The organism is Pseudomonas sp. Pseusp18 (genome assembly GCF_059506005.1).
The window spans coordinates 5,688,792-5,713,588 of record NZ_CP169240.1 but is presented as its reverse complement, the minus strand read 5'-3'; the positions used below and the strand labels follow the sequence as shown (position 1 = coordinate 5,713,588).

22 protein-coding genes are annotated in these 24,797 nt (G+C 59.6%); 16 read left to right on the top strand and 6 right to left on the bottom strand.

Going from position 1 to position 24,797, the window contains the following annotated elements:
* Positions 1-101: 101 nt before the first annotated feature.
* Positions 102-380 carry a 30S ribosomal protein S20 gene (gene rpsT, locus ACEN9A_RS25705; protein ID WP_007901883.1) on the bottom strand — a complete coding sequence of 93 codons (279 nt, stop codon included), beginning with the start codon at positions 378-380 and terminating at the stop codon, positions 102-104.
* 387 nt (positions 381-767) lie between these two features.
* Here rpsT and murJ point away from each other — a divergent pair, with 387 nt between their 5' ends.
* The 6 genes from murJ (at position 768) to ispH (ending at position 8,203) form a co-directional block, all read left to right on the top strand.
* Positions 768-2,306 (top strand): murein biosynthesis integral membrane protein MurJ, encoded by a 1,539-nt coding sequence (gene murJ / locus ACEN9A_RS25700; RefSeq protein WP_258671197.1) that lies wholly within the window; start codon positions 768-770, stop codon positions 2,304-2,306.
* A gap of 129 nt (positions 2,307-2,435) precedes the next feature.
* Positions 2,436-3,386, top strand: a complete 951-nt coding sequence (ribF, locus tag ACEN9A_RS25695; RefSeq protein WP_019650963.1) for a bifunctional riboflavin kinase/FAD synthetase — start codon at positions 2,436-2,438, stop codon at positions 3,384-3,386.
* Complete coding sequence (gene ileS / locus ACEN9A_RS25690; RefSeq protein WP_204124866.1) at positions 3,387-6,218, top strand: isoleucine--tRNA ligase; 2,832 nt, start codon at positions 3,387-3,389, stop codon at positions 6,216-6,218.
* A complete protein-coding gene (lspA, locus tag ACEN9A_RS25685) occupies positions 6,211-6,723 on the top strand; it encodes a signal peptidase II (RefSeq protein WP_007938422.1) in 513 nt (170 codons plus the stop codon). Before ileS ends, lspA begins: the two co-directional genes overlap by 8 nt.
* A gap of 7 nt (positions 6,724-6,730) precedes the next feature.
* Entirely contained in the window at positions 6,731-7,168 is a 438-nt protein-coding gene (gene fkpB / locus ACEN9A_RS25680) for an FKBP-type peptidyl-prolyl cis-trans isomerase (RefSeq protein WP_258674217.1), read from the top strand.
* 87 nt (positions 7,169-7,255) lie between these two features.
* Positions 7,256-8,203, top strand: a complete 948-nt coding sequence (ispH, locus tag ACEN9A_RS25675; RefSeq protein ID WP_018925888.1) for a 4-hydroxy-3-methylbut-2-enyl diphosphate reductase — start codon at positions 7,256-7,258, stop codon at positions 8,201-8,203.
* Here the strand turns inward: ispH and ACEN9A_RS25670 are convergent.
* Positions 8,172-8,729, bottom strand: a complete 558-nt coding sequence (locus ACEN9A_RS25670) for a GspH/FimT family pseudopilin (protein ID WP_258674216.1) — start codon at positions 8,727-8,729, stop codon at positions 8,172-8,174. The genes ispH and ACEN9A_RS25670 overlap by 32 nt on opposite strands.
* Before the next feature lie 131 nt (positions 8,730-8,860).
* Here ACEN9A_RS25670 and ACEN9A_RS25665 point away from each other — a divergent pair, with 131 nt between their 5' ends.
* From ACEN9A_RS25665 to thiO, 7 genes are read left to right on the top strand one after another with little or no spacing between them, the layout of a single operon-like run.
* Positions 8,861-9,334, top strand: coding sequence for a GspH/FimT family pseudopilin (locus ACEN9A_RS25665; RefSeq protein ID WP_064620450.1), 474 nt, complete (start codon positions 8,861-8,863; stop codon positions 9,332-9,334).
* Positions 9,331-9,780 carry a type IV pilus modification protein PilV gene (gene pilV, locus ACEN9A_RS25660; RefSeq protein WP_026346003.1) on the top strand — a complete coding sequence of 150 codons (450 nt, stop codon included), beginning with the start codon at positions 9,331-9,333 and terminating at the stop codon, positions 9,778-9,780. The genes ACEN9A_RS25665 and pilV overlap by 4 nt, the downstream gene beginning before the upstream one ends.
* Positions 9,777-10,490: a PilW family protein gene (locus ACEN9A_RS25655; RefSeq protein WP_019650968.1), complete on the top strand. Its 714-nt coding sequence runs from the start codon at positions 9,777-9,779 to the stop codon at positions 10,488-10,490. The genes pilV and ACEN9A_RS25655 overlap by 4 nt, the downstream gene beginning before the upstream one ends.
* A gap of 11 nt (positions 10,491-10,501) precedes the next feature.
* Positions 10,502-10,981: a pilus assembly PilX family protein gene (locus ACEN9A_RS25650; RefSeq protein ID WP_258671196.1), complete on the top strand. Its 480-nt coding sequence runs from the start codon at positions 10,502-10,504 to the stop codon at positions 10,979-10,981.
* Complete coding sequence (locus ACEN9A_RS25645) at positions 10,968-14,090, top strand: pilus assembly protein (RefSeq protein WP_258671195.1); 3,123 nt, start codon at positions 10,968-10,970, stop codon at positions 14,088-14,090. The genes ACEN9A_RS25650 and ACEN9A_RS25645 overlap by 14 nt, the downstream gene beginning before the upstream one ends.
* Positions 14,091-14,104: 14 nt before the next feature.
* Positions 14,105-14,506 (top strand): type IV pilin protein, encoded by a 402-nt coding sequence (locus ACEN9A_RS25640; protein WP_019581258.1) that lies wholly within the window; start codon positions 14,105-14,107, stop codon positions 14,504-14,506.
* 56 nt (positions 14,507-14,562) lie between these two features.
* Entirely contained in the window at positions 14,563-15,663 is a 1,101-nt protein-coding gene (thiO, locus tag ACEN9A_RS25635; protein ID WP_258671194.1) for a glycine oxidase ThiO, read from the top strand.
* Between the two features lie 19 nt (positions 15,664-15,682).
* Here the strand turns inward: thiO and ACEN9A_RS25630 are convergent, their stop codons facing one another.
* The 4 genes from ACEN9A_RS25630 to ACEN9A_RS25615 all read right to left on the bottom strand — a co-directional run bounded on the left by ACEN9A_RS25630 (position 15,683) and on the right by ACEN9A_RS25615 (position 19,991).
* Positions 15,683-17,029: a sigma-54-dependent transcriptional regulator gene (locus ACEN9A_RS25630; protein WP_019650972.1), complete on the bottom strand. Its 1,347-nt coding sequence runs from the start codon at positions 17,027-17,029 to the stop codon at positions 15,683-15,685.
* Positions 17,026-18,615 (bottom strand): sensor histidine kinase, encoded by a 1,590-nt coding sequence (locus ACEN9A_RS25625; protein WP_258671193.1) that lies wholly within the window; start codon positions 18,613-18,615, stop codon positions 17,026-17,028. The genes ACEN9A_RS25630 and ACEN9A_RS25625 overlap by 4 nt, the downstream gene beginning before the upstream one ends.
* Entirely contained in the window at positions 18,605-18,838 is a 234-nt protein-coding gene (locus ACEN9A_RS25620) for a PP0621 family protein (protein ID WP_007938406.1), read from the bottom strand. The genes ACEN9A_RS25625 and ACEN9A_RS25620 overlap by 11 nt, the downstream gene beginning before the upstream one ends.
* Before the next feature lie 136 nt (positions 18,839-18,974).
* Positions 18,975-19,991 (bottom strand): outer membrane protein assembly factor BamD, encoded by a 1,017-nt coding sequence (locus ACEN9A_RS25615; protein WP_258671192.1) that lies wholly within the window; start codon positions 19,989-19,991, stop codon positions 18,975-18,977.
* Between the two features lie 151 nt (positions 19,992-20,142).
* Here ACEN9A_RS25615 and rluD point away from each other — a divergent pair, with 151 nt between their 5' ends.
* The 3 genes from rluD to clpB all read left to right on the top strand — a co-directional run bounded on the left by rluD (position 20,143) and on the right by clpB (position 24,519).
* Positions 20,143-21,105, top strand: coding sequence for a 23S rRNA pseudouridine(1911/1915/1917) synthase RluD (rluD, locus tag ACEN9A_RS25610; protein ID WP_007901932.1), 963 nt, complete (start codon positions 20,143-20,145; stop codon positions 21,103-21,105).
* The gene (pgeF, locus tag ACEN9A_RS25605; protein ID WP_019650975.1) at positions 21,102-21,824 is read left to right on the top strand and encodes a peptidoglycan editing factor PgeF; all 723 of its coding nucleotides are present in this window, start codon (positions 21,102-21,104) and stop codon (positions 21,822-21,824) included. The genes rluD and pgeF overlap by 4 nt, the downstream gene beginning before the upstream one ends.
* Positions 21,825-21,954: 130 nt before the next feature.
* The gene (gene clpB / locus ACEN9A_RS25600) at positions 21,955-24,519 is read left to right on the top strand and encodes an ATP-dependent chaperone ClpB (protein WP_019650976.1); all 2,565 of its coding nucleotides are present in this window, start codon (positions 21,955-21,957) and stop codon (positions 24,517-24,519) included.
* Positions 24,520-24,797 lie beyond the last annotated feature (278 nt).

Below are 24,797 nucleotides of genomic sequence, written 5' to 3'. Positions count from 1 at the left end.
TTGCTGCGCAATCGAACGGGGGCAAGCCCCCTCGCCACATTTGCTAAATCGCAGGCAATAAAAAACCGACCCTGAGGTCGGTTTTTTAACGAGCGCGTCGCTTAGGCAGCAGCGGCAACGTTCAGGGCCTTGACGTGGCCATTCAGACGGCTCTTATGGCGAGCAGCTTTGTTCTTGTGGATGATGCCTTTATCGGCCATACGGTCGATAACTGGCACGGCCAGAACGTAAGCAGCTTGAGCTTTAGCAGCGTCTTTTGCGTCGATGGCTTTAACTACATTCTTGATGTAGGTACGAACCATGGAACGCAGGCTGGCGTTGTGGCTGCGACGCTTCTCAGCCTGTTTTGCACGTTTTTTGGCGGAAGGTGTGTTGGCCACCGTCGAGCTCCTCGAAAGACTTTTTAGGAAATAGCAAACAAAATAGGCCGCGAATCATGCCGATGAGTTGATGGCTTGTCAAGGGCGGAAGAGACGTTCCGCTAAGTGGCCGGTTCCGGCCCCATGAAAACTACTGCGCTCGGCAATACAGCGTTGAAAGCAGACTCAAAATGCTCATTGACTAAAGTCAACTCCGCTTTCTCGCCTGCTTTCGCCTTGTCTTGCCTTCGCTCGCTACGTTTTCAAGGGGGCGGTGCGCTGGATATTTCTTTCCGGCGCGCGACCTGTAAACTCGCGAGCTTTGGCTCTGTGCTGTTGCGGCGCGGAGTATCGCATAAGTGGGCGCGTTGTTCGCCTGCTGTTTATCGACAGGCACAAACTCTTTCAATGAATCTGCTCAAATCGTTGGCCGCTGTCAGCTCTATCACGATGCTTTCCCGGGTGTTGGGGTTTGTTCGTGACACTCTAATCGCCCGTGCATTTGGTGCCGGAATGGCGACCGACGCCTTCTTTATCGCCTTCAAACTGCCCAATCTGCTGCGGCGGATCTTTGCCGAAGGGGCGTTTTCCCAGGCCTTTGTGCCGATTCTTGCTGAATACAAAAGCCAGAAGGGCGAGGAGGCGACGCGGACCTTCATTGCCTACGTCTCAGGCCTGCTGACATTGGTACTGGCGCTGGTCACTGCGTTGGGCATGCTCGCCGCCCCCTGGGTTATCTGGGCCACGGCACCGGGTTTTGTCGATTCTCCGGAAAAATTCCAGCTGACCACCGATCTGTTGCGGGTCACTTTTCCTTATATATTGCTGATCTCCCTGTCATCGCTGGCCGGGGCGATCCTCAACACCTGGAACCGCTTCTCGGTGCCAGCCTTCGTGCCGACCCTGCTCAATGTCAGCATGATCATCTTTGCGGTATTCCTGACGCCGTACTTCGATCCGCCGGTGATGGCGCTGGGTTGGGCTGTTCTGGTGGGCGGGCTGGCGCAGTTGCTGTTTCAACTGCCACACCTGAAGAAAATCGGCATGCTGGTTTTGCCGCGCCTGAATCTGCGCGATAGCGGTGTCTGGCGGGTCATGAAACAGATGCTGCCCGCGATCATCGGGGTTTCTGTGAGTCAGATTTCGCTGATCATCAATACTATTTTTGCCTCGTTCCTGGTGGCCGGTTCCGTGTCCTGGATGTATTACGCCGACCGCCTGATGGAGTTGCCATCCGGCGTGCTGGGTGTGGCGCTGGGCACGATTTTGTTGCCGACCCTGGCCAAGACCTATGCCAGTCAGGATCGCCACGAATACTCGCGAATCCTCGATTGGGGGCTGCGCCTGTGCTTCATGCTGGTGTTGCCGTGCGCCCTGGCGCTGGGGATTCTGTCTGAGCCGCTGACGGCCTCACTGTTCCAGTACGGCCAGTTCAGTGCTTTCGATGCGGCCATGACCCAGCGTGCGTTGATCGCTTATTCCGTCGGCTTGCTGGGGATTATTGTGATTAAAGTGCTGGCACCTGGCTTCTATGCGCAACAAAACATCCGCACGCCGGTGAAAATCGCGATTTTCACCCTGATCGTCACCCAGCTGTTCAACCTGGTGCTGATCGGTCCGCTGGCGCACGCCGGCCTGGCCCTGGCCATCAGCGCGGGTGCCTGCATCAACGCCGGTTTGCTTTTTTATCAACTGCGCAAGCAGCAGATGTATCAGCCGCAACCGGGCTGGGCGAAGTTCGGGCTCAAATTGCTGGTGGCGGTAGCGGTGATGTCTGCAGTATTGCTGGGTGCGATGCACTTTATGCCGGCCTGGGGGCAGGGGCCTATGCTTGAGCGGCTGCTGCGTCTGGGTGCATTGGTGATCGCTGGCGTCGTGGCGTATTTCGGCATGTTGCTGTTGATGGGCTTCCGTTTGCGCGACTTCAATCGCAAGGCCTTGAGCTGAAGACGTTATCTCGATAATCATGGGCGAACCGGCAGTTTTGTCGGCTCGATTACTTTGGGTTACGGTGTTGCCTGTCGTCGGCCGCCGGGTGTGGTTATAATCGACCACTTTATGAGCAAGAAGCGCGTTATGCAGCTGGTTCGAGGTCTCCACAACCTGCGCCCCCAGCATCGGGGCTGTGTCGCCACTATTGGCAACTTTGACGGTGTTCACCGTGGCCACCAGGCTATCCTGGTCCGGCTGCGAGAGCGTGCGCTCGAGTTGGGCGTGCCCAGCTGCGTGGTGATTTTCGAGCCGCAGCCGCGGGAGTTCTTCGCTCCGGAAACCGCCCCGGCCCGTCTGGCTCGTCTGCGGGACAAACTGCAGTTGTTGGCCGAAGAAGGTGTCGACCGGGTGTTGTGCCTGGCTTTCAACCATCGCCTGAGCAAACTCAGCGCCAGAGAATTCGTCGATACCATTCTGGTGGACGGCCTCGGCGTGCAGCATCTGGAAGTCGGTGACGATTTCCGGTTTGGCTGCGACCGGCTGGGGGATTTCGACTACTTGCAACAGGCCGGCGTCCTTCAGGGCTTTACCGTCGAAGCAGCGCAGACCGTCGAGCTGGACGGCATTCGTGTCAGCAGCACTCAGGTCCGCAATGCTCTGGCGGCTGCCGATTTCGCCTTGGCCGAGCAACTGCTCGGTCGCCCGTACCGGATTGCCGGGCGGGTCCTGCACGGCCAGAAGCTGGCGCGCCAGCTGGGTACGCCCACGGCCAACGTGCAACTCAAGCGTCGCCGTGTGCCGTTGAGCGGGGTTTACCTGGTCAGCGTCGACATCGATGGCAAGACCTGGCCAGGCGTCGCCAATATTGGTGTGCGGCCAACGGTCGAAGGGGATGGCAAAGCCCACCTCGAAGTGCACCTTTTAGATTTTGCCGGCGATCTGTATGACCGGCGTTTGACGGTGGTTTTCCACCACAAGCTGCGTGAAGAGCAGCGTTTCGCCTCTCTGGAGGCGCTTAAGACGGCGATCAATGCGGATATCGCCGCCGCCCGTGCCCTGTCGCACCTAGCGCCAATCGCTAATGAAGAGCCTTAAATGACCGACTATAAAGCCACGCTAAACCTTCCGGACACCGCCTTCCCAATGAAGGCCGGCCTGCCTCAGCGCGAACCGCAGATTCTGCAGCGCTGGGACAGCATTGGCCTGTACGGTAAGTTGCGCGAGATTGGCAAGGATCGTCCGAAGTTCGTACTGCACGACGGTCCTCCGTACGCCAACGGCACGATTCACATCGGTCATGCGCTGAACAAGATTCTCAAGGACATGATCATCCGCTCGAAAACCCTGTCGGGTTTCGACGCACCTTATGTTCCGGGCTGGGACTGCCACGGTCTGCCGATCGAGCACAAAGTCGAAGTGACCCATGGCAAGAACCTGGGCGCCGACAAGACCCGCGAACTGTGCCGTGCCTACGCCACCGAGCAGATCGAAGGCCAGAAGTCCGAATTCATCCGTCTGGGTGTGTTGGGCGACTTCGCCAACCCGTACAAAACTATGGACTTCAAAAACGAGGCCGGTGAAATCCGCGCCCTGGCGGAAATCGTCAAGGGTGGCTTCGTGTTCAAGGGCTTGAAGCCTGTGAACTGGTGCTTTGACTGCGGTTCGGCCCTGGCTGAAGCGGAAGTCGAGTACGAGAACAAAAAGTCCGCGACCATCGACGTGGCCTTCCCGATCGCCGACGAAGCCAAACTGGCTGCCGCGTTCGGTCTGCCGTCGTTGGGCAAACCTGCTTCGATCGTGATCTGGACCACCACTCCGTGGACTATCCCGGCCAACCAGGCGCTGAACGTTCACCCGGAGTTCAACTACGCCCTGGTCGACGTCGGCGACAAGCTGCTGGTACTGGCTGAAGAACTGGTCGAGTCCTGCCTGGCCCGCTACAGCCTGGAAGGTTCGGTGATCGCCACCACTACCGGTAAAGCGCTGGAACTGATCAACTTCCGTCACCCGTTCTACGATCGCCTGTCGCCGGTTTACCTGGCCGACTACGTCGAACTGGGCGCGGGCACCGGCGTGGTTCACTCCTCGCCAGCCTACGGCGTAGACGACTTCGTGACCTGCAAGAAGTACGGCATGGTCAACGATGACATCATCAATCCGGTGCAAAGCAATGGCGTGTATGTGCCATCGCTGGAGTTCTTCGGCGGCCAGTTCATCTGGAAGGCCAATCCGGCCATCGTCGATAAACTGACCGAAGTCGGCGCGCTGCTGCACACCACCACCATCGAACACAGCTACATGCATTGCTGGCGTCACAAGACCCCGCTGATCTACCGCGCCACCGCGCAGTGGTTCATCGGCATGGACAAAGAGCCAGCAGCGGGCGACACCCTGCGCAAACGCGCGATCAAAGCCATCGAAGACACCAAATTCGTCCCGGCCTGGGGCCAGGCGCGCCTGCACTCGATGATCGCCAACCGTCCGGACTGGTGCATCTCCCGTCAGCGCAACTGGGGCGTGCCGATCCCGTTCTTCCTGAACAAGGAAAGCGGCGAACTGCACCCACGCACCGTCGAACTGATGGAAATCGTCGCCCAGCGCGTCGAAGTCGAAGGCATCGAAGCCTGGTTCAAGATGGACGCCGCCGAGTTGCTCGGTGACGAAGCGCCCCTGTACGACAAGATCAGCGACACCCTGGACGTCTGGTTCGACTCGGGCACCACGCACTGGCACGTCCTGCGCGGTTCGCACCCGATGGGTCACGAGACCGGCCCACGCGCCGACCTGTACCTGGAAGGTTCGGACCAACACCGCGGCTGGTTCCACTCGTCGTTGCTGACCGGTTGCGCCATCGACGACCACGCACCGTACCGCGAACTGCTGACCCACGGTTTCACCGTCGACGAATCCGGTCGCAAAATGTCCAAGTCCCTGGGCAACGTGATCGCGCCGCAGAAGGTCAACGACACCCTGGGCGCCGACATCATGCGTCTTTGGGTCGCTTCCACCGATTACTCGGGTGAAATGGCGGTTTCCGAGCAGATCCTGCAACGCAGTGCGGACGCTTACCGGCGTATCCGTAACACCGCGCGCTTCCTGCTTTCCAACCTGACCGGTTTCAACCCGGCCACCGACCTCCTGCCGGCCGAAGAAATGCTCGCCCTGGACCGTTGGGCCGTGGATCGCACGCTGTTGCTGCAACGCGAGCTGCAGGAGCACTACGGCGAATACCGCTTCTGGAACGTCTATTCCAAGATCCACAACTTCTGCGTGCAGGAGCTGGGCGGTTTCTACCTGGACATCATCAAGGACCGCCAGTACACCACTGGCGCCGACAGCAAGGCCCGTCGTTCGTGCCAGACCGCGCTGTTCCACATCAGCGAAGCGCTGGTGCGCTGGATCGCGCCGATCCTGGCGTTCACCGCCGACGAGCTGTGGCAATACCTGCCGGGCGAGCGTAACGAGTCTGTGATGCTCAACACCTGGTACGAAGGCCTGAGCGAACTGCCGGAAGGCTTCGAGCTGGATCGCGCTTACTGGGACCGGATCATGGCGGTCAAGGTTGCGGTCAACAAGGAAATGGAAATCCAGCGTGCAGCCAAGGCCGTCGGTGGCAACCTGCAAGCCGAAGTGACGCTGTTCGCCGAAGACGCGCTGAGCGCCGACCTGGCCAAGCTGAGCAACGAACTGCGTTTCGTGCTGATCACTTCGACCGCCAGTGTTGCGCCATTGGTGCAGGCACCGGCCGATGCCGTGGTCACCGAAGTCAGCGGCCTGAAGCTCAAGATCGTCAAGTCGGCTCACGCCAAGTGCGCCCGTTGCTGGCACTGCCGTGAAGACGTCGGCGTGAACCCGGAACATCCGGAAATCTGCGGTCGTTGCGTCGACAACATCAGCGGCGCGGGCGAGGTTCGTCACTATGCCTAATGCGGCTGGCCGTTTCGGACGGCTGAGCTGGCTCTGGTTGAGTTTGCTGGTCCTGGTCATCGACCAGGCCAGCAAGTTCTACTTCGAAGGCAAGCTCGAGATGTACCAGCAAATCGTGGTGATCCCCGATTTATTCAGCTGGACCCTGGCCTACAACACTGGCGCGGCGTTCAGCTTCCTGGCTGACAGCTCCGGCTGGCAGCGCTGGTTGTTTGCCTTGATCGCGGTGGTGGTCAGTGCGGTGCTGGTGATCTGGCTCAAGCGCTTGGGGCGCAACGAAACCTGGCTGGCGATTGCGCTGGCCCTGGTGCTGGGTGGCGCGCTGGGCAATCTGTACGATCGTATTGCCCTGGGCCATGTGATCGATTTCATTCTGGTGCACTGGCAGAACCGCTGGTATTTCCCGGCGTTCAACTTTGCTGACAGTGCTATTTCTGTCGGTGCCGTGATGCTTGCACTGGATATGTTCAAAAGTAAGAAGACCGGAGAAACCGTTCATGACTGAACAGGTATTGGCTGAACAGCGTATCGGCCAGAACACGGAAGTCACCTTGCACTTTGCATTGCGCCTGGAGAACGGCGACACCGTCGACAGCACGTTCGATAAAGCCCCGGCGACCTTCAAGGTCGGCGACGGCAACCTGTTGCCAGGCTTCGAGGCCGCGCTGTTCGGCTTCAAGGCCGGCGACAAGCGCAGCCTGGCCATCGAGCCGGAAAACGCTTTTGGCCAGCCTAACCCGCAAAACGTGCAGATCATCCCGCGCTCGCAGTTCCAGGACATGGAACTGTCGCCAGGATTGCTGGTGATCTTCAATGATGCGGCCAATACCGAGCTGCCAGGCGTGGTGAAGGAATTCGATGACGCGCAAGTGACCATCGACTTCAACCACCCGCTCGCCGGTAAGACCTTGACCTTTGACGTCGAGATCATCAACGTCAAAGCGCTGTAAAGTTGTGGGAGCGAGCCACAGCAGGCTCGCTCCCACAGGTTTTTCACTGTTTTCGCTATTTCTTGCGCGCAAGACACGAGGCACAGCATGCAAATCAAACTCGCCAACCCCCGTGGCTTCTGCGCCGGTGTGGACCGGGCGATCGAAATCGTCAACCGCGCCCTGGAAGTCTTCGGGCCGCCGATCTATGTGCGCCACGAAGTGGTCCATAACAAATTCGTCGTCGAAGACCTGCGTGCCCGTGGGGCGATCTTCGTCGAGGAACTGGATCAGGTGCCGGACGACGTGATCGTGATCTTCAGCGCCCACGGCGTTTCCCAGGCCGTGCGTACCGAAGCCACAGGTCGTGGCCTGAAGGTGTTCGACGCGACCTGCCCGCTGGTGACCAAGGTGCACATCGAAGTCGCGCGTTACAGTCGTGACGGCCGTGAATGCATCCTTATCGGCCATGCTGGCCATCCTGAAGTCGAAGGCACCATGGGCCAGTACGATGGCAGCAATGGTGGCGCGATCTATCTGGTCGAAGACGAGAAAGATGTCGCCGAGTTGCAGGTGAACAACCCTGAAAAGCTGGCCTTCGTTACCCAGACCACCCTGTCCATGGACGACACCAGTCGCGTGATCGACGCCCTGCGTACACGTTTCCCGGCGATCGGCGGTCCGCGCAAGGACGACATCTGCTACGCCACGCAAAACCGTCAGGACGCTGTCAAGCAACTGGCGGACGAGTGCGACGTGGTGCTGGTGGTTGGCAGCCCGAACAGCTCCAACTCCAATCGTCTGCGTGAACTGGCCGAACGCATGGCCACCCCGGCCTATCTGATCGACGGTGCCGAAGACCTGCAAAAGAGCTGGTTCGACGGTGTCGAGCGTATTGGCATCACGGCCGGTGCCTCCGCTCCGGAAGTGCTGGTACGTGGCGTGATCCAGCAATTGCAGGCCTGGGGTGCCACGGGGGCCGATGAACTGGCCGGTCGCGAGGAGAACATCACCTTCTCCATGCCTAAAGAGCTGCGCGTGCGTTCGCTGCTGTAATACTTTTCGCCTTTCGACACAGCGCCTGCTCAGCCTTATGGTTGGCCAGGCGCACTCGACCGCTCGCCGCCAGCACCACCTGGAGCTGGCTGACCGGCTCGCGAGCCGAACAAATATGTAGCGTCCCTGCCTGAAATGCCCGTTCGGGCATCAGCGGTTGGCCCAGACTGCTGAAACGCACGAAGCGCCTGACCGGCCAATTGCCGACAATCGGCACCCGAGTGCTACTCATGTGCTCAACCAGCAGCGGATTGCTGTTGTCTTCCGGGCCTTTGCCGCTGATATCCAGAATGATCCGCCAGCCTTGGCTCCAGTCGCCGTTGATAGCGTGAATCACCACGCTCTGATTGCGGGTGATGGCAGCCGTTCTGGCTGTGCGTATACCACTGACAATTGACTGCGCCGCTTGCTCCCGATGGTTTGATTCTGTCAGGGCTGCAAATGCCGGGCTGACCAGGTGCAGAACAATCCCGACAATTGTCAGTCCCATGAGCAGTCCGATCAGGTTGAAACCTTGCTGATGCATGTCATCTCCCTCCATGGAGTGCTGCGGCCCGCGCGATCCTTGCGCGAGTAATGGCAAAACAACCGTACATCTGTCGGTCGAATGTTCTAGCGTGTAGAAGCAGGTATAGCCGACGGCAACGGAGGGCACTGATGGATCATCGTACAAAAGGTTTCACGCTGATCGAGCTGCTGGTCACGCTCGCGGTGTTTCTGATCCTGATTACCCTGGCCGTTCCGGCGTTCACCCGCTCGGTGCAAAGCAACAAGGCCGACACCGAGGTCGGCGATTTGCAACGGGCACTCAATTACGCACGGCTTGAGGCGATTGATCGGGGCCTCACCACTCGGGTTCGCCCGACGGCCGGCGGCAGTGTCTGGACCGGCGAGCTGAGCGTTTATGACGGTACTGGCAATCCGGCCAATGTATTGCGGGTTGTTCCAGCGATGAGCAGCGGAGCAACTCTGACGCTAACCTCAGGAGTGACCGCGATTGATTTCAACAATCTCGGCGGTTTGGCGGCGCCGTCCACGGCGGTGGTGATCAGTTATGTGCTGGGGGCGCAAAGCAGGACGCTGAATGTGTGTTTGAACGGACGAATTCTATTGGGTGGAAGTTGCGGATGAGGGGTTGGAGCAAGCGTGCACAGGAGGGCATGACGCTGATCGAGGTATTGGTCGCGTTGTTGGTGCTGGCTGTGGGTCTGTTGGGCGCGGCGGCGATTCAGCTCAATGCGCTGAAGTACACCGACAGCTCGCGGATGACCAGTCAGGCGAGTTTTATCGCCTACGACATGATGGACCGCATCCGCGCCAACTCCGGCGCCGATTACACCGTCACGCCACCGACCTCGGGCAACCTGAGCGTGGCCCGGGATCAGGACCTCTACGACTTCACTACCAATATCATCAATTTCGGCGGCGCCACGGCCACCGGCAGCATCGTCCGCAACCAGCGGGTGTACACCATCACCATTACCTGGGACGACTCCCGGGCCGCCAATATCGCCGATTCGCGCCGCAGTTTCGTCCTCACCAGCCGCGCCACCGTTGATCCGGCGACGACACCATGAACAGAACCAGCAGAGGTTTCGGCCTGATCGAATTGCTGATAGCCCTGGCATTGAGCTTGATCGTGATCCTGGGCGTGGCGCAGATTTTCATCGCGGCCAAAAACACCTACGTCAGCCAGAGCACTGCCGCCGGCATGCAGGAAGATGCACGGTTCGTCCTGAGCAAGATGATTCAGGAAATTCGCATGGTCGGCATGTTCGGTTGTCTGGGTACGATTACCGACGCCAGCTCGGCGGGGGATTTCAATGCAAGCCTGCTCACGCCGATCAGTTGGGATAATGCCAACCTCAAATTGACGCTGGTCACCGCAGATGTCGGCGGCAGTGGCGGAGTGCCGACCTGGACGGTGGTTTCCGACTGTCGAAATACCGCGACGGCCTACACCGGTTTACGCACGCCGGCATCGGGGCAGTTGGCGTTTCCGATCAGGCGGCTGATCTACAGCTTCAGCAACAACCAACTGCTGATGGGCACCGGCACCGGCACGCCGACTCAGGCGGTGCTCATCAATAACGTCAGTGCTTTTGGCGTGAGCTTCGGGCTCGCCAGCTCAGCTACGGATACAGCCGCCTCCAGCTATAGCAGCAATCCGTCCGATCCGGCGCGAATCCGCAGTGTGCGGCTGACGCTGACCCTCACCGACCCGAACAACCGGGTCCGCAATCAAACCTTCAACGTAGTTGCCGCCTTGCGCAACCGGTTGCAATGAGGGGAGGGCCGATGAGTCGTGCACCCATGACATCTCACGCCCAGCGCGGCATGGCGCTGTTGGTCAGCCTGGTGTTTCTCCTGGTGCTGACGTTGATCGGTCTCTCGTCGATGCAGAGCGCCACGTTGCAGGAGAAAATGACCAGCAGCGTGATCCTGCGCAACCAGTCGTTCCAGGGCGCGGAAGCGGCGTTGCGGGTTGGTGAAAGCGCGGTGCAACTGAACTCCTACTCATTGCCGGTCTGCAGTGGCACCAGCCAATGCGCGCCGCCGGCCGAGGCGTCGGTCATCACCGCCGCCGGGTTCAACTCCACCTCGGGGGTGACCTGGATCGCTTCCGGTAGCGGCTTTTACGGAGTGCAGAACATCGGCACTACCCTGACTGCCGTGAACGTGGCGAGCAACACGTCGGCAACACTTTACCGAGTGACCGCCGTAGGCATCGCGGGCAGCTCGCGCAGTGTGGTGGAGAGTATTTATGCGAAGTACTGAGACCCGCACAGGCTGGCGCCGTTGGTTACTGCAGCTGTTCTGCGGCGCGGCCTCGAGCCTTTATCTGGCCGCGCCGACCTACGCCTTCATGCCCTCGGATTCGCCGCTGTTGAGCGCCGCCGCCGTGCCTCCCAATGTGATGCTGCTGCTCGATGACTCGGGGAGTATGAACAACATTATCTGGGCGGCCGGCTTCGACCCGACGGTCGTACGCACCCCGGTGACGATTTGCCTCTCCAATGGTTCGTGCAACAAAGGCCGCGACCTGGACATGACCGATAACAATATCGCCTTGTCGAGTTTGAATCATGGAACATGCTCGAAGGCCGGATGGTACGGTTTTTATAAAAACAGCCTTCTCGGTCTGGATTCGCTTTGCCTGAAGCTTCCCGATCCGGTGGGAAGCGAGGACACGCGGTATACGGCGAATTATTTGTCCTACCTGATCAGCCTGGCCAACAACACTGACCGGGACTTCACCGACGGCTCGATCCCCAACGATTACCGGATGAACGTGGCGCGCAACGTTTCCAAGACGTTGGTGGCCAACAACCGTTCGCTACGCATCGGCCTGTCGACATTCAACCTGGCGGTCGGCAACCATAAGAATGACGGTGGTTACATCGCCCGCTCGATCAGCGATTTGTCGGCGGTCAGCGGCACTGTGACTCAGGCTCAAGCCGATACCAATTACACCTCACTGATCGCCGGGATCGACGAGCTGAGTGCGCAAGCCAATACGCCGCTGGCGGAAGCCTATTACGAGATCACTCGTTATTTCCGTGGCATGGCGCCGTACAACAACTCGACGCCCGCCACCTATACCAGTCCGATTCAGTACCGTTGCCAGAAAAACTACGGGGTGGTGATCAGCGATGGTCTGCCGACCTACGATCGAACCTTTCCGACCGACGATCCGCTGGGTGGCAGCCGGTTACCGAACTGGGACGGGATCAGCAGTAACGATGGTGCCGACCCCTCAGGCGATGATGAGGGCGACACCCTGTACCTGGATGACATTGCCAAGTTCGCCTTCGACATCGACATGCGCTCCACGGGAACCGATGCCACTGGCAAAAGTTGGAACGCCCTGGATTTTCCCAGGCAGTACATGAACACCTATACCGTGGGTTTCACCGCTGCAAACCAGATGTTGGCGGATGCCGCGACCTATGGGCAGGGCAAGTACTACCAGGCGAGCGACAGTGCGGGACTTAACAATGCACTGACTGCTGCCCTGAGCGACATCACTTCCAAGGCCGGCTCAGGTGGCAGTGGTGTGGCCAGCGGCACGACCCTGACCAGCAACTCGAGCTATTTCCAGACCAGCTACGATCCCAAGGACTGGCGGGGTACGATCAAGTCCTTCGGCTTCACGTCGGCGGGCGCGGTTAACACCGCCGCTGCGCTGTGGACGACCGACACCACCATCGTGCCCGGCGCCACTGCACCGACCTACCAGTCCTGGAACACGCAAACCAACGCGGCGGTCACCCTGGCTTACAGCAATTTCTCTGCGGCGCAGCAGACAGCCCTCAACCAGGGACTGCCCACTGGCATCAACGGCAACGATCTGGTGGAGTGGAGCAAGGGCATCAACAAAACCGGGCTGAAAGTTCGCAGTGTATTGCTCGGTGACATCATCAATTCGCCACTCGTGCTGGCCTCACCTACGGACAAAACCGCGTCCGATCTGGTGGCAGACACCAGCTACAGCACTTACCTGACCACCAAAGCCGCCAACATGAATGCCAGCCTGGTGGTGAATGCCAACGACGGTTTTGTAAACATCATCAACTCGGCCAACGGTGTCAGGCGTTATGCCTACATGCCCTCCAGCGTGCTGCCATCGTTGAACGACATCGCTGATCCCACTTACATCAACGGTGTGAGCCACAAGTTTCTGGTCGATGGCCAGGTCGGCGTGTTCGATGCCCAGCTCAACAGCGCCTGGAAAACCCTGGCGATTGGCGGAACGGGGGCGGGCGGCAGAACCTTTTATGCGCTGCAATTGTTCGACGCATCGGCTGGTAACGAGACTAAGGCACTGTGGGAAGTCAGCGCACCGGCCACGGCCAGTACAGCGAACATTTTCAATGATCTGGGTTATGCCTATGCACGTCCAGAAGTGGCACGCTTGGCTGATGGGCGCTGGGCTGCGTTTATCTCCAATGGCTATGGCAGCAACTCCGGGGTGGCGGCGTTGTATGTGGTGGATATTCGCGACGGCTCGCTGATTAAGAAAATCGTGGTCGACAGTACCGAAACCACCAACGGCCTGTCGTCGGTGAAGCTCAGGGTCAACTCGCAGAATGTGGTGCAGGCTGCCTATGGGGGCGACCTGAAAGGGCGGTTGTGGAAGTTCGATTTGAGTGGCACCACCCCTGACACCTGGGGCGTGGCGTTTTCCGGCAAGCCGTTGTTCACCACTGCAGGTGGCGCGACCCAGCCGATTACCGCGCAACCGTTGCTGGCGGATCACGTGTTGGGCGGCAAGGAGGTGTTTTTCGGCACCGGCAAATTCAATGAGGTTGCCGACAAGACCAACAAGGATCTGCAGGCGTTCTACGCGGTATGGGATGCCGAGGGGGGCGCAGGACAAATCACCGTTTCCAGTTTGCAGGCGCAGGCGGTGACCGGCGTGTTTTCGGGCAGCACCGGGCAATTCATCACCACCAGCCAGAACGAGGTGACCTACCCGGCCAAGAAAGGCTGGTACTTGCCCCTGGTGTACAACAACGTGCTGACGGGGGAGCGGGTGATCTATCAGGCCAGCCTGGTATCGGGGCGAATAGTTTTTACCACGCTCAGCGTGGATACCGTGGACCCCTGTGCCAGCTTCGGTACCGGCAAACTGGTCGAACTCGATGCGTTCAGCGGTAAGATGCTCAATTACGCGGTACTCGACACCAATGCCGACGGGGTGGTCGACAGCAACGACACGATTTCCAGCGGGGTGATCTTCACCGGTGGTATCCCGACCCTGAACGCGGTCGTCAATGACGCAACCCGCAAGATTGTGAACGACTCCGGTGGTGGCGTGACCACTCTGGTGGAAAAATCCGGTGGCGGCAGCGGCCGTCGCATCATGTGGCGACAAATACAGTAAGTGAGAGTTGAGGCATGCGCAGATCCAACCGAGGTTTTACCCTGATCGAAATCATGATCGTGATTGCGATCATCGGGATCGTCATCACCATTGGCTATCCGAGCCTCACCGAGTACGTAAAAAAGGGCCGCCGTACTGAAGTCGCCGGGTTGCTTTCCGAGCAGGCGCAGATCCTCGAGCGTTTCTATTCGAAGAATAATGTCTACACCAATGCCACTGGCCTCAGCGCTGGCAATGATTTCTACACCATCACCCCGACCCTGACCGATCAGACCTTCCTGCTGACGGCAACACGCAAGGCCGGTTCGACCATGGCCAGCGACAAGTGCGGTGATTTCACTCTCACCAATACCGGTGTCAGGAGCATGGTCAATGCCGCGTCCGGCCTGGCCACCAAGGATTGCTGGGGTCGCTGAGTTCCTTTTTCGGGCGCCTTTTGCGCCCTCTGTCTATTGAACGGTTGGATCAGAACATGAGCAGTGAACAGCAAGTGGTGATTGTCGGTGGCGGGGTGATTGGCCTGCTGACGGCGTTCAATCTCGCGTCCGAAGTGCAGAGCGTGGTGCTGCTGGACCGCTCGAACGTCGGTCAGGAGTCTTCCTGGGCCGGTGGCGGGATCGTTTCGCCGCTCTACCCATGGCGCTACAGCCCGGCGGTCACTGCACTGGCTCATTGGTCCCAGGATTTTTATCCACAACTGGCCCAGCGTTTGTTCGCTGCCACCGGTGTCGATCCTGAAGTGCACACCACCGGGTTGTATTGGCTGGACCTGGATGACGAAGCCGAAGCACTCGCCTGGGCCAAACGGGAGAACCGTCCGCTGCGGGCTGTGGATATCTCTGCGGCCCACGATGCAGTGCCGGTATTGGGCGACGGTTTTTCGCGGGCGATCTACATGGCCGATGTGGCCAATGTGCGTAATCCACGGCTGGTGAAGTCCCTCAAGGCCGCCTTGCTGGCGTTGCCGAACGTGACGATCCATGAACAATGCGAGGTCAGCGAATTTATCCGGGAAGGTTCTGCGGTGGTCGGGGTACAAACCTCGATGGGGGCCATTCGGGGTGATGAGGTGGTTTTGACGGCGGGGGCCTGGAGCGGTGACTTGCTGAAAAAGCTGGGCCTGGAGCTGCCGGTCGAACCGGTCAAGGGACAGATGATTCTCTACAAGTGCGCAGCGGACTTCCTTCCGAGCATGGTCCTGGCCAAGGGGCGTTATGCCATTCCCCGGCGCGACGGGCACATCCTGATCGGCAGTACGCTGGAGCATGAGGGCTTCGACAAGACGCCAACCGACACCGCGCTGGAAAGCCTGAAGGCATCGGCGGTGGAATTGATTCCGGCATTGGCGGATGCCGAGGTGGTGGGGCATTGGGCGGGGTTACGGCCCGGGTCGCCTGAAGGAATCCCCTATATCGGTCGGGTGCCGGGATATGACGGGCTCTGGCTCAATTGCGGGCATTACCGTAACGGGCTGGTGCTGGCGCCGGCGTCGTGTCAGTTGTTTGCCGATGTGATGCTGGGGCGGGCGCCGATTATCGACCCTGCGCCGTATGCGCCAGCCGGACGAATCTGACAGAAGAGCTGTTAACGGTTCAATCCAGCCCCAATTTCTTCAGCCTGTAACGCATCGACCGAAACGACAGATTCAATCGCTGGGCCGCCGCCGTGCGGTTCCAGCGGGTTTCTTCCAGGGCCTGGAGGATGAGTTTGCGTTCGACGTTTTCCAGATAGGCTTCCAGATTATCGATCTGTGTCAGGTCCGGCACGCCGCCGTCCGGGTTGCAGTTGCCTTCAGCCAGGCGCAGGTCGCTGGCTTCGATCTGTTTGTTCTCGCACAAGGTGTGAGCCCGCTCGAGCATGTTCTCCAATTCCCGCACGTTTCCAGGAAAGCGATAGTTTTTCAGCGCTTCGAGGGCTTGCGGGTGGAGTTTTGCTGGGGGTTGGCCAGTGCTGGCCGCCAGTCGCTTGAGCATATTGTTGGCCAGAAGCTCAATGTCGTCGCGGCGTTCGCGCAAGGACGGTACTCGCAGCTCGATCACGTTCAGGCGGTAGTACAGGTCCTGGCGAAAGCGTTCGGCGGCGACTTCGGCGTCGAGGTCTTTGTGTGTGGCGCAGAGGATGCGCACATCGACCACGGTTTCCTGCTGGCCACCGATGCTGCGAACGGCTTTCTCCTGAATCGCCCGCAGCAGTTTGACCTGCATTGCCAGCGGCAGGTCAGCCACTTCGTCGAGGAACAATGTACCGCCATGGGCGGCCTGGAACAGCCCGGGCTTGTCTTCGATGGCGCCGCTGAAACTGCCTTTGCGATGGCCGAAAAACTCGCTTTCCATCAGTTCTGACGGGATTGCCCCACAGTTCACCGGGACGAACGGTCGGCTGGCGCGCGGGCCTTGGTCGTGGATCAGTCGAGCGACCAGTTCCTTGCCGCTGCCGGACTCGCCACTGATGTACACCGGAGCCTGGCTGCGGGCCAGTTTGTCGATTTGTTTGCGCAGGTTGCGCATTGGCAGCGAGTCGCCCAGCAGTCGACGGTCGATGCCGCTGCTGGTGCCGCCTGGCGCTGGCAAGCTCAGGGCGCTGATGACCAGTTCGCGCAGGCGGGTGAGGTCGACCGGTTTGGTCAGGAAGTCGAAGGCGCCGGCCTTGAGGGCATTTATTGCTGTCTCCAGGCTGCCGTAGGCGGTGATCATCGCCACCGGCACTTGTGCATAGCGCTGCTGGATGTGCTGCACCAGCGCCAGACCGGTGCCGTCAGGCAGGCGCATGTCGGTCAGGCACAGGTCGAACGTATCCCGAGCCAGTAGCGCCTGCGCTTCTGCGAGGTTGCGTGCGCTGAAGGTGTCGAGTTTCATCCGTCCCAGGGTGATTTCCAGGAGTTCGCGGATATCCGGCTCGTCGTCGACGATGAGGATTTTTTGCCGTGGGCTCGTGTTCAACTTTGTTTCCGTCCGTGAGCAAAGGTGATGCGAAAGCAGCCGCCGCCTTGGCGTGATTTGAAGTCTAGGCGGGCTTGATTGCTTTCGCACAGCTCACGGGACAGATAAAGCCCCAGGCCAGTACCCTGGCTGCTGGTGGTGAAGAACGGTTCGAACAGGTGAGTACGCTGGTCCGGTGCAACGCCGGGGCCATCGTCCAGGACTTCCAGGGTCGGCAACTGGCTGTCCGGGTCGACAAACAACTCGAGCCAGGCCTGCGCCCGATCATGCTTGAGGGCGCTATGGCGCCAGGCATTGCGCAACAGGTTATCGAGAATCTGGGTCAGCTGATCCGGATCCATCAGGGTTTTGAAGTCTCCCGAACCGATGCGCAGGTGAATCTGCTGATGTTCTTTCGAGCCTTCGCGGGTTTCGGCGACGAAATGCTCCAGCCACGGCTTCAAATCGAGCCGTTGCGGCACGGTTTGCTGGCGACGGGACAATTGCAGGACGTTTTCGATTACCCGATTCATGCGCTGAGATTGGTCTTGAATAATCTGCGTCAGACGCCGGTCCGCGCCGTTCAGTTCCTCGGATTCCTGCAGTAACTGCGCGGCATGACTAATGGCGCCCAGTGGATTGCGGATCTCATGGGCAATCCCGGCGGTCAGGCGACCTAAGGCCGCGAGTTTCAGTTGTTGGGCCTGTTGGGCGATTTGGGCGAGGTCTTCGAGAAAAACCAGCGTCTGGTGGTGCGGGCTTTGGTCCAGGGCAATGAAGCTTGGTTGCAGCTCCAGGCCGTTGCTGGCGATCTGCAGGCTTTGCGGGCGCAACGTTGGATTGTTGAGCCACAGTTGGAGCCGCTCGACCAACGGTGTCGAGTAATCGTCGATCAACTGGCCGTCCAGTTTTTCCTGCCCCAGCAAGGTCAAGGCGCTGTGATTGGCCAGTTGCACCCGCCGCTGGTTGTCGAGCACCAGAATGCCCGTGCGCATGCGTTGCAGGATCAGTGCGTTGAGGGCTTCGAGACCGAGCACTTCACTGGCCCGCTGTTCGGCCAGGGTTTCGCTGACCTCCAATCGTCGGGTCAAGCCCTGCACCAGCAGCGCCGCGGCAAAACACAGGGCGCCGAGGGTGCCGATTTGCAGGTAATCGCTGGGGCTGGCGGGGTGGTTGAAGCTCAGGATGAAGCTCAAACCCACAATGCCAAGGGCACCGACCGCTGCGATCAGCAGACCGAAACGCCCGCGCAGCAAGGTATTGCTGATGGCCACTGAGACGATCAGCAAATTGCCGATGGCACTGGCCATGCCGCCTGCGGCATAGAACAGGCCGCACAGCAGCAGGACATCGACCAGCGCCAGGCCGAACAGCTGCGCGGGGCGCCGGGTGTTCCCCAGAAAGACCACCAGCAGGATATTCAGCACCAGGTACAACCAGCTGCCGTTGCGCAGCAGGTCGTCATTGGCGAACTTCAGCAACTGGTTGTCCATGTTGCTGGAGATCAACAGCACCAGGGTGATGCCGACGCTTAAGCGGTAGAGGTGATAGAGGCGCAGCAGTCGCTGGGCCTGTTTGTTGCCTGGGCTGGGCGTCTCAGCGATCACTGGAGCCCGGGCCTTGCTCAAGGTGAGCCTGGCTGCAATACCACTGTTGTTCGAGTTTCAACGCGCGGTCGCGGGGCAGGTGTACGCCGCAATGAGCACAGCGAACCATGGGCGGAGCATCTTGCTCGCGCGGCATATTGGCGACCGACGTCGGGCCCTTGAACTTGCGCCAGAACCATACGGCAGCGGCAATCAGGGCGATCCAGAACAATAGACGAAGCATGGTGAGCTGCTTTTTGATTAATGAATTGGCAGTTTAGCCAAGGACGGGTCAAGCGCACAGCGCAATACGCTCACCCTAAAGTCCGGCAATAAAAAAGGCGCCTCGAAAGGCGCCTTCCCGGTACAACATCCCCGCGTCAGTCGAACAGGCCGAAGGTCATGTGACTGAACCAGGAACGGTCGGTGTTGCTGGACTCGGGTTCCGGTTCTTCGATCACATCGCCGTTTTCATCTTTAGGCTTGAGCTCGTTCGGAATCGCGTCCTTGGCATCCTGGAACTGCTTCTGCACGTCCTGGTTGGCGCGGGTTTCGCCCGGCGGCAGTGGCGGACGGGATTCGATCAGGCCCAGGGTGGCCTTGCTCAGCCACGAACGGTTGTCGGCTTCGGCTACCCTCGGCACAAACTGACCGTCCACCAGGCTTGGGTGGTTCGGGTAGTTGAGTTTCAGGGTTTCGAGGCTGGTCGCAGCCAGTTCGTCCAGGTGCAGGCGCTGGTAGGCTTCGGTCATCACCGCCAGGCCGTCACCGACCGATGGGGTTTCCTGGAAGTTTTCCACTACATAACGGCCACGGTTGGCGGCGGCAACGTAGGCCTGACGGGTCAGGTAGTAGTCGGCAACGTGGATTTCATAGGCCGCCAGCAGGTTACGCAGGTAAATCATGCGCTGCTTGGCGTCCGGCGCGTAGCGGCTGTTCGGGTAGCGGCTGGTCAGCTGGGCGAACTCGTTGTAGGAGTCGCGGGCAGCGCCCGGGTCACGCTTGGTCATGTCCAGTGGCAGGAAGCGCGCCAGCAGGCCGACGTCCTGGTCAAAAGAGGTCAGACCCTTGAGGTAGTAGGCGTAATCGACGTTCGGGTGCTGCGGGTGCAGACGAATGAATCGCTCGGCGGCGGACTTCGCAGCCTCAGGCTCGGAGTTCTTGTAGTTGGCGTAGATGAGCTCGAGTTGAGCCTGATCGGCATAGCGACCGAACGGATAACGCGACTCCAGGGCCTTCAGCTTGGCTGTGGCGGCGGTGTAGCTATTGTTATCCAGATCGTGCTGAGCCTGCTGGTACAGCTCGACTTCGCTCAGGTTTTCGTCTACGACTTCCTTCGATGAGCAAGCAGCGGTCAATGCGAGGATGGCGATCAGCAGCAGGTGTTTCACTTGCATGGCGGCTTGCGTCCCTATGACGGCCGCTGTCTTGGGCGGGGCCGTCCTGTTATGATGAGTGCCCCGTTGAAAAGCCTCGGGGCAAAAGACGCCGTATTTAACCACAAGCGCGCAGCCGAAACCAAAGGCTGTGCCGACGCCTAGTCTGAGCATGTCCGATAAAATTGAACTTCGCGCAGAGGTGCCGTCCGAATTGGGCGGCCAACGCCTCGATCAAGTCGCCGCACAATTATTCGCTGAGCACTCGCGCTCGCGCCTTTCCGCCTGGATCAAAGACGGCCGCCTGACTGTGGATGGGGCGGTTATCCGCCCGCGAGACATCGTTCACGGTGGCGCCATTCTTGAACTGACTGCCGAGCAGGAAGCTCAGGGCGAATGGATCGCTCAAGACATTGAGCTGGACATCGTCTATGAAGACGACGACATCCTGGTGATCAACAAGCCCGCTGGCCTGGTGGTGCATCCGGCCGCCGGTCACGCCGACGGCACCTTGCTCAACGCCTTGCTGCACCACGTGCCGGACATCATCAATGTGCCCCGCGCCGGTATCGTGCATCGCCTGGACAAGGACACCACCGGTCTGATGGTGGTGGCCAAGACCATTCAGGCGCAGACACAGCTGGTCACGCAATTGCAGAGCCGCAGCGTCAGCCGGATCTACGAGTGCATCGTAATCGGTGTGGTGACGGCCGGCGGCAAGATCAACGCACCGATCGGTCGTCACGGCCAACAGCGCCAGCGCATGGCGGTGATGGAAGGTGGCAAGCAAGCCGTCAGTCACTACCGCGTGCTCGAGCGTTTCCGCTCCCACACTCACGTGCGGGTGAAGCTGGAAACCGGTCGTACGCACCAGATTCGCGTGCACATGGCGCACATCAACTACCCGTTGGTCGGAGATCCTGCCTACGGCGGTCGTTTCCGTATTCCACCGGCCGCCAGCGTGACCATGGTCGAATCCCTGAAGAATTTCCCGCGTCAGGCGCTGCATGCGCGGTTCCTGGAGCTGGATCATCCGACCACCGGTAAACGCATGAGCTGGGAATCGCCACTGCCGGATGACTTCGTCTGGTTGCTGTCGCTGCTCAAGCAAGACCGCGAGGCGTTCATCGGATGACCTGGCTGACGCCTGACTGGCCCGCGCCGGCCAGCGTCAAAGCCTGCGTTACCACCCGTGCGGGCGGCGTCAGTCTGGCGCCGTTCGACAGCCTCAACCTGGGCGATCATGTCGACGACAGCCCTGAAGCTGTCGCCGAAAACCGCCGTCGCCTCACCGATCGTTTCTCGATTCAACCGGCCTGGTTGCAACAGGTTCACGGCATTGTCGTGGCCCAAGCGGACCCAAACCTGGTAGCCACTGCCGACGCCAGCTGGACGGCAACACCCGGTATTGCTTGCACAGCTATGACCGCCGACTGCCTTCCTGCGCTGTTTTGCGACCGTGCCGGCACCCGCGTCGCTGCCGCCCATGCCGGTTGGCGCGGGCTGGCGGCGGGTGTGCTGGAAGCGACCCTCGACAGTCTGGCTGTACCGCCCGAAGACGTGCTGGTCTGGCTCGGCCCGGCCATAGGCCCTCAAGCCTTTGAAGTCGGCCCGGAAGTGCGCGAAACCTTCGTCCAGCAATTGCCTGAAGCCGCCCAAGCCTTCGTGCCGAGCCAGAATGCCGGCAAGTTCATGGCCGACATCTATGAGCTGGCGCGTTTACGTCTGGCCGCTCGCGGGGTTACCGCTGTTTATGGCGGCGGATTCTGTACCGTGACTGATCCTCGCTTCTTTTCTTACCGCCGCAGTCCACGCACCGGCAGGTTTGCCTCTCTGATCTGGCTCGAACGCTAGACTTCTCTGATCTACATCAACTGCACGACGCTTGAATCTCCCAGAATCGACCACATCTATAGCGGTATCTGGCAGGTTTCTTTATTCGGGATGTTTATAGGTCCGGCCTGCTCAAAAGGAAGGTGAACCCATGCGTATAGACCGTTTAACCAGCAAGCTGCAGTTAGCCCTGTCCGACGCCCAGTCCCTGGCTGTCGGCCTCGATCATCCGGCCATTGAACCGGCGCACTTGATGCAAGCCATGCTTGAGCAGCAGGGTGGTTCGATCAAGCCTCTGCTGATGCAGGTGGGTTTCGACGTCAACAGCCTGCGTAAAGAACTGACCAAAGCGCTCGATCAGCTGCCGAAAATCCAGAACCCGACCGGCGACGTGAACATGTCGCAGGATCTGGCGCGTCTACTGAACCAGGCCGATCGCCTGGCCCAGCAGAAGGGCGACCAATTCATCTCCAGCGAACTGGTGCTGCTCGCCGCGATGGACGAAAACAGCAAGCTCGGCAAATTGCTGCTCGGACAGGGCGTGAGCAAGAAAGCCCTGGAAAATGCGATCAACAACCTGCGCGGCGGTGACGCAGTCAATGACGCCAACCACGAAGAATCGCGTCAGGCGCTGGATAAATACACCATCGACCTGACCAAGCGCGCCGAAGAGGGCAAGCTCGATCCGGTGATTGGCCGTGACGACGAAATTCGCCGCACCATTCAGGTTCTGCAACGCCGCACCAAGAACAACCCGGTGCTGATCGGTGAGCCTGGCGTGGGTAAAACCGCGATCGCCGAAGGCCTGGCCCAGCGCATCATCAACGGTGAAGTGCCCGATGGCCTGAGAGGCAAGCGCCTGTTGTCTCTGGACATGGGGGCGCTGATTGCCGGTGCCAAATACCGTGGCGAATTCGAAGAGCGCCTCAAGTCTCTGCTCAATGAACTGTCGAAGCAGGAAGGGCAGATCATTCTGTTCATCGACGAATTGCACACCATGGTCGGTGCCGGCAAGGGCGAAGGCTCGATGGACGCCGGCAACATGCTCAAGCCTGCATTGGCTCGCGGTGAGCTGCATTGCGTCGGCGCGACCACGCTCAACGAGTATCGCCAATATATAGAGAAGGACGCGGCTCTCGAGCGGCGCTTCCAGAAAGTCCTGGTGGACGAGCCGAGCGAAGAAGACACCATCGCCATCCTGCGTGGCCTTAAAGAGCGTTACGAGGTTCACCACAAGGTGGCGATCACCGACGGCGCAATCATCGCCGCGGCCAAGCTCAGTCATCGCTACATCACTGACCGCCAGCTGCCGGACAAGGCCATCGACCTGATCGACGAAGCCGCCAGCCGCATCCGCATGGAGATCGACTCCAAGCCGGAAGTGCTGGACCGTCTGGAGCGTCGCCTGATTCAGTTGAAGGTGGAATCCCAGGCGCTGAAGAAAGAAAGCGACGACGCGGCGAAGAAACGTCTGGAAAAACTGCAGGAAGAAATCGCCCGTCACGAGCGTGAATATTCGGACCTCGAAGAAATCTGGAACTCGGAAAAAGCCGAAGTTCATGGTTCGGCGCAGATCCAGCAGAAAATCGAACAGTCCCGTCAGGAATTGGAAGCCGCACGCCGTAAAGGCGACCTGAACCGCATGGCCGAGCTGCAATACGGGGTGATCCCGGACCTGGAGCGCAGCCTGCAAATGGTCGACCAGCACGGCAAAAGCGAAAACCAGTTGTTGCGCAGCAAGGTGACTGAAGAAGAGATCGCTGAAGTCGTGTCGAAGTGGACCGGCATCCCCGTGGCGAAAATGCTCGAGGGCGAGCGCGAAAAACTGATGAAGATGGAAAGCCTGTTGCACCAACGTGTGATTGGTCAGGACGAAGCAGTGATCGCCGTCTCCAACGCAGTGCGGCGTTCCCGTGCCGGGTTGTCCGATCCGAATCGCCCGAGCGGTTCGTTCATGTTCCTCGGCCCGACCGGTGTCGGTAAAACCGAGTTGTGCAAGGCGCTGGCCGAGTTCCTCTTTGACACTGAAGAGGCGATGGTGCGGATCGACATGTCCGAATTCATGGAGAAACATTCCGTGGCTCGCCTGATTGGTGCGCCACCGGGATATGTGGGCTATGAAGAGGGCGGTTACCTGACTGAGGCGGTGCGTCGCAAGCCTTACTCGGTGATCCTCTTGGATGAGGTCGAGAAGGCCCACCCGGACGTGTTCAACATCTTGCTGCAAGTGCTCGAAGATGGCCGTTTGACCGACAGCCATGGCCGCACGGTGGATTTCAAAAATACCGTGATCGTCATGACCTCCAACCTCGGTTCGGTGCAGATCCAGGAACTGATAGGGGATCGCGAAGCGCAGCGCGCAGCGGTGATGGATGCGATTTCCACGCACTTCCGGCCGGAGTTCATCAATCGGGTCGACGAAGTGGTGATCTTCGAGCCGCTGGCTCGGGATCAGATCGCCGGCATTACCGAGATCCAGTTGGGTCGCCTGCGCAGCCGCCTGACCGAGCGCGAGCTGAAGCTTGAGCTGAGTCCGGAAGCGATGGATAAGCTGATCGCCGTCGGTTACGACCCGGTCTATGGCGCACGGCCGCTCAAACGGGCGATCCAGCGCTGGATCGAGAACCCGCTGGCACAGCTGATTCTATCGGGTCGTTTCATGCCCGGAGAGACCGCCAAAGGTGTGGTGGAGAACGACGAAATCGTCTTTGTCTGATCCCCGGTGGCAACAAAATGAAAGAGGCCTCGCATTGCGAGGCCTTTTTTTCGATAGGCTGTTGAACTCAAAGGAAAATGCTTGTAAAGTGCGCCCCGCAGTAAGTCACCCCGAAGGGGTTTCTGCTCCCCAAGCAGGAATCTGAAATAAGTTGCAAATCATTAACTTGAAAGCAATTTAGGGGGTTGACAGAGGTGCTTAAGATTGTAGAATAGCGCGCCTCAGACACACGAACGCAGCGATGCGAACGGGTCGAAGAGGTGAAGCAAGCTTCACAG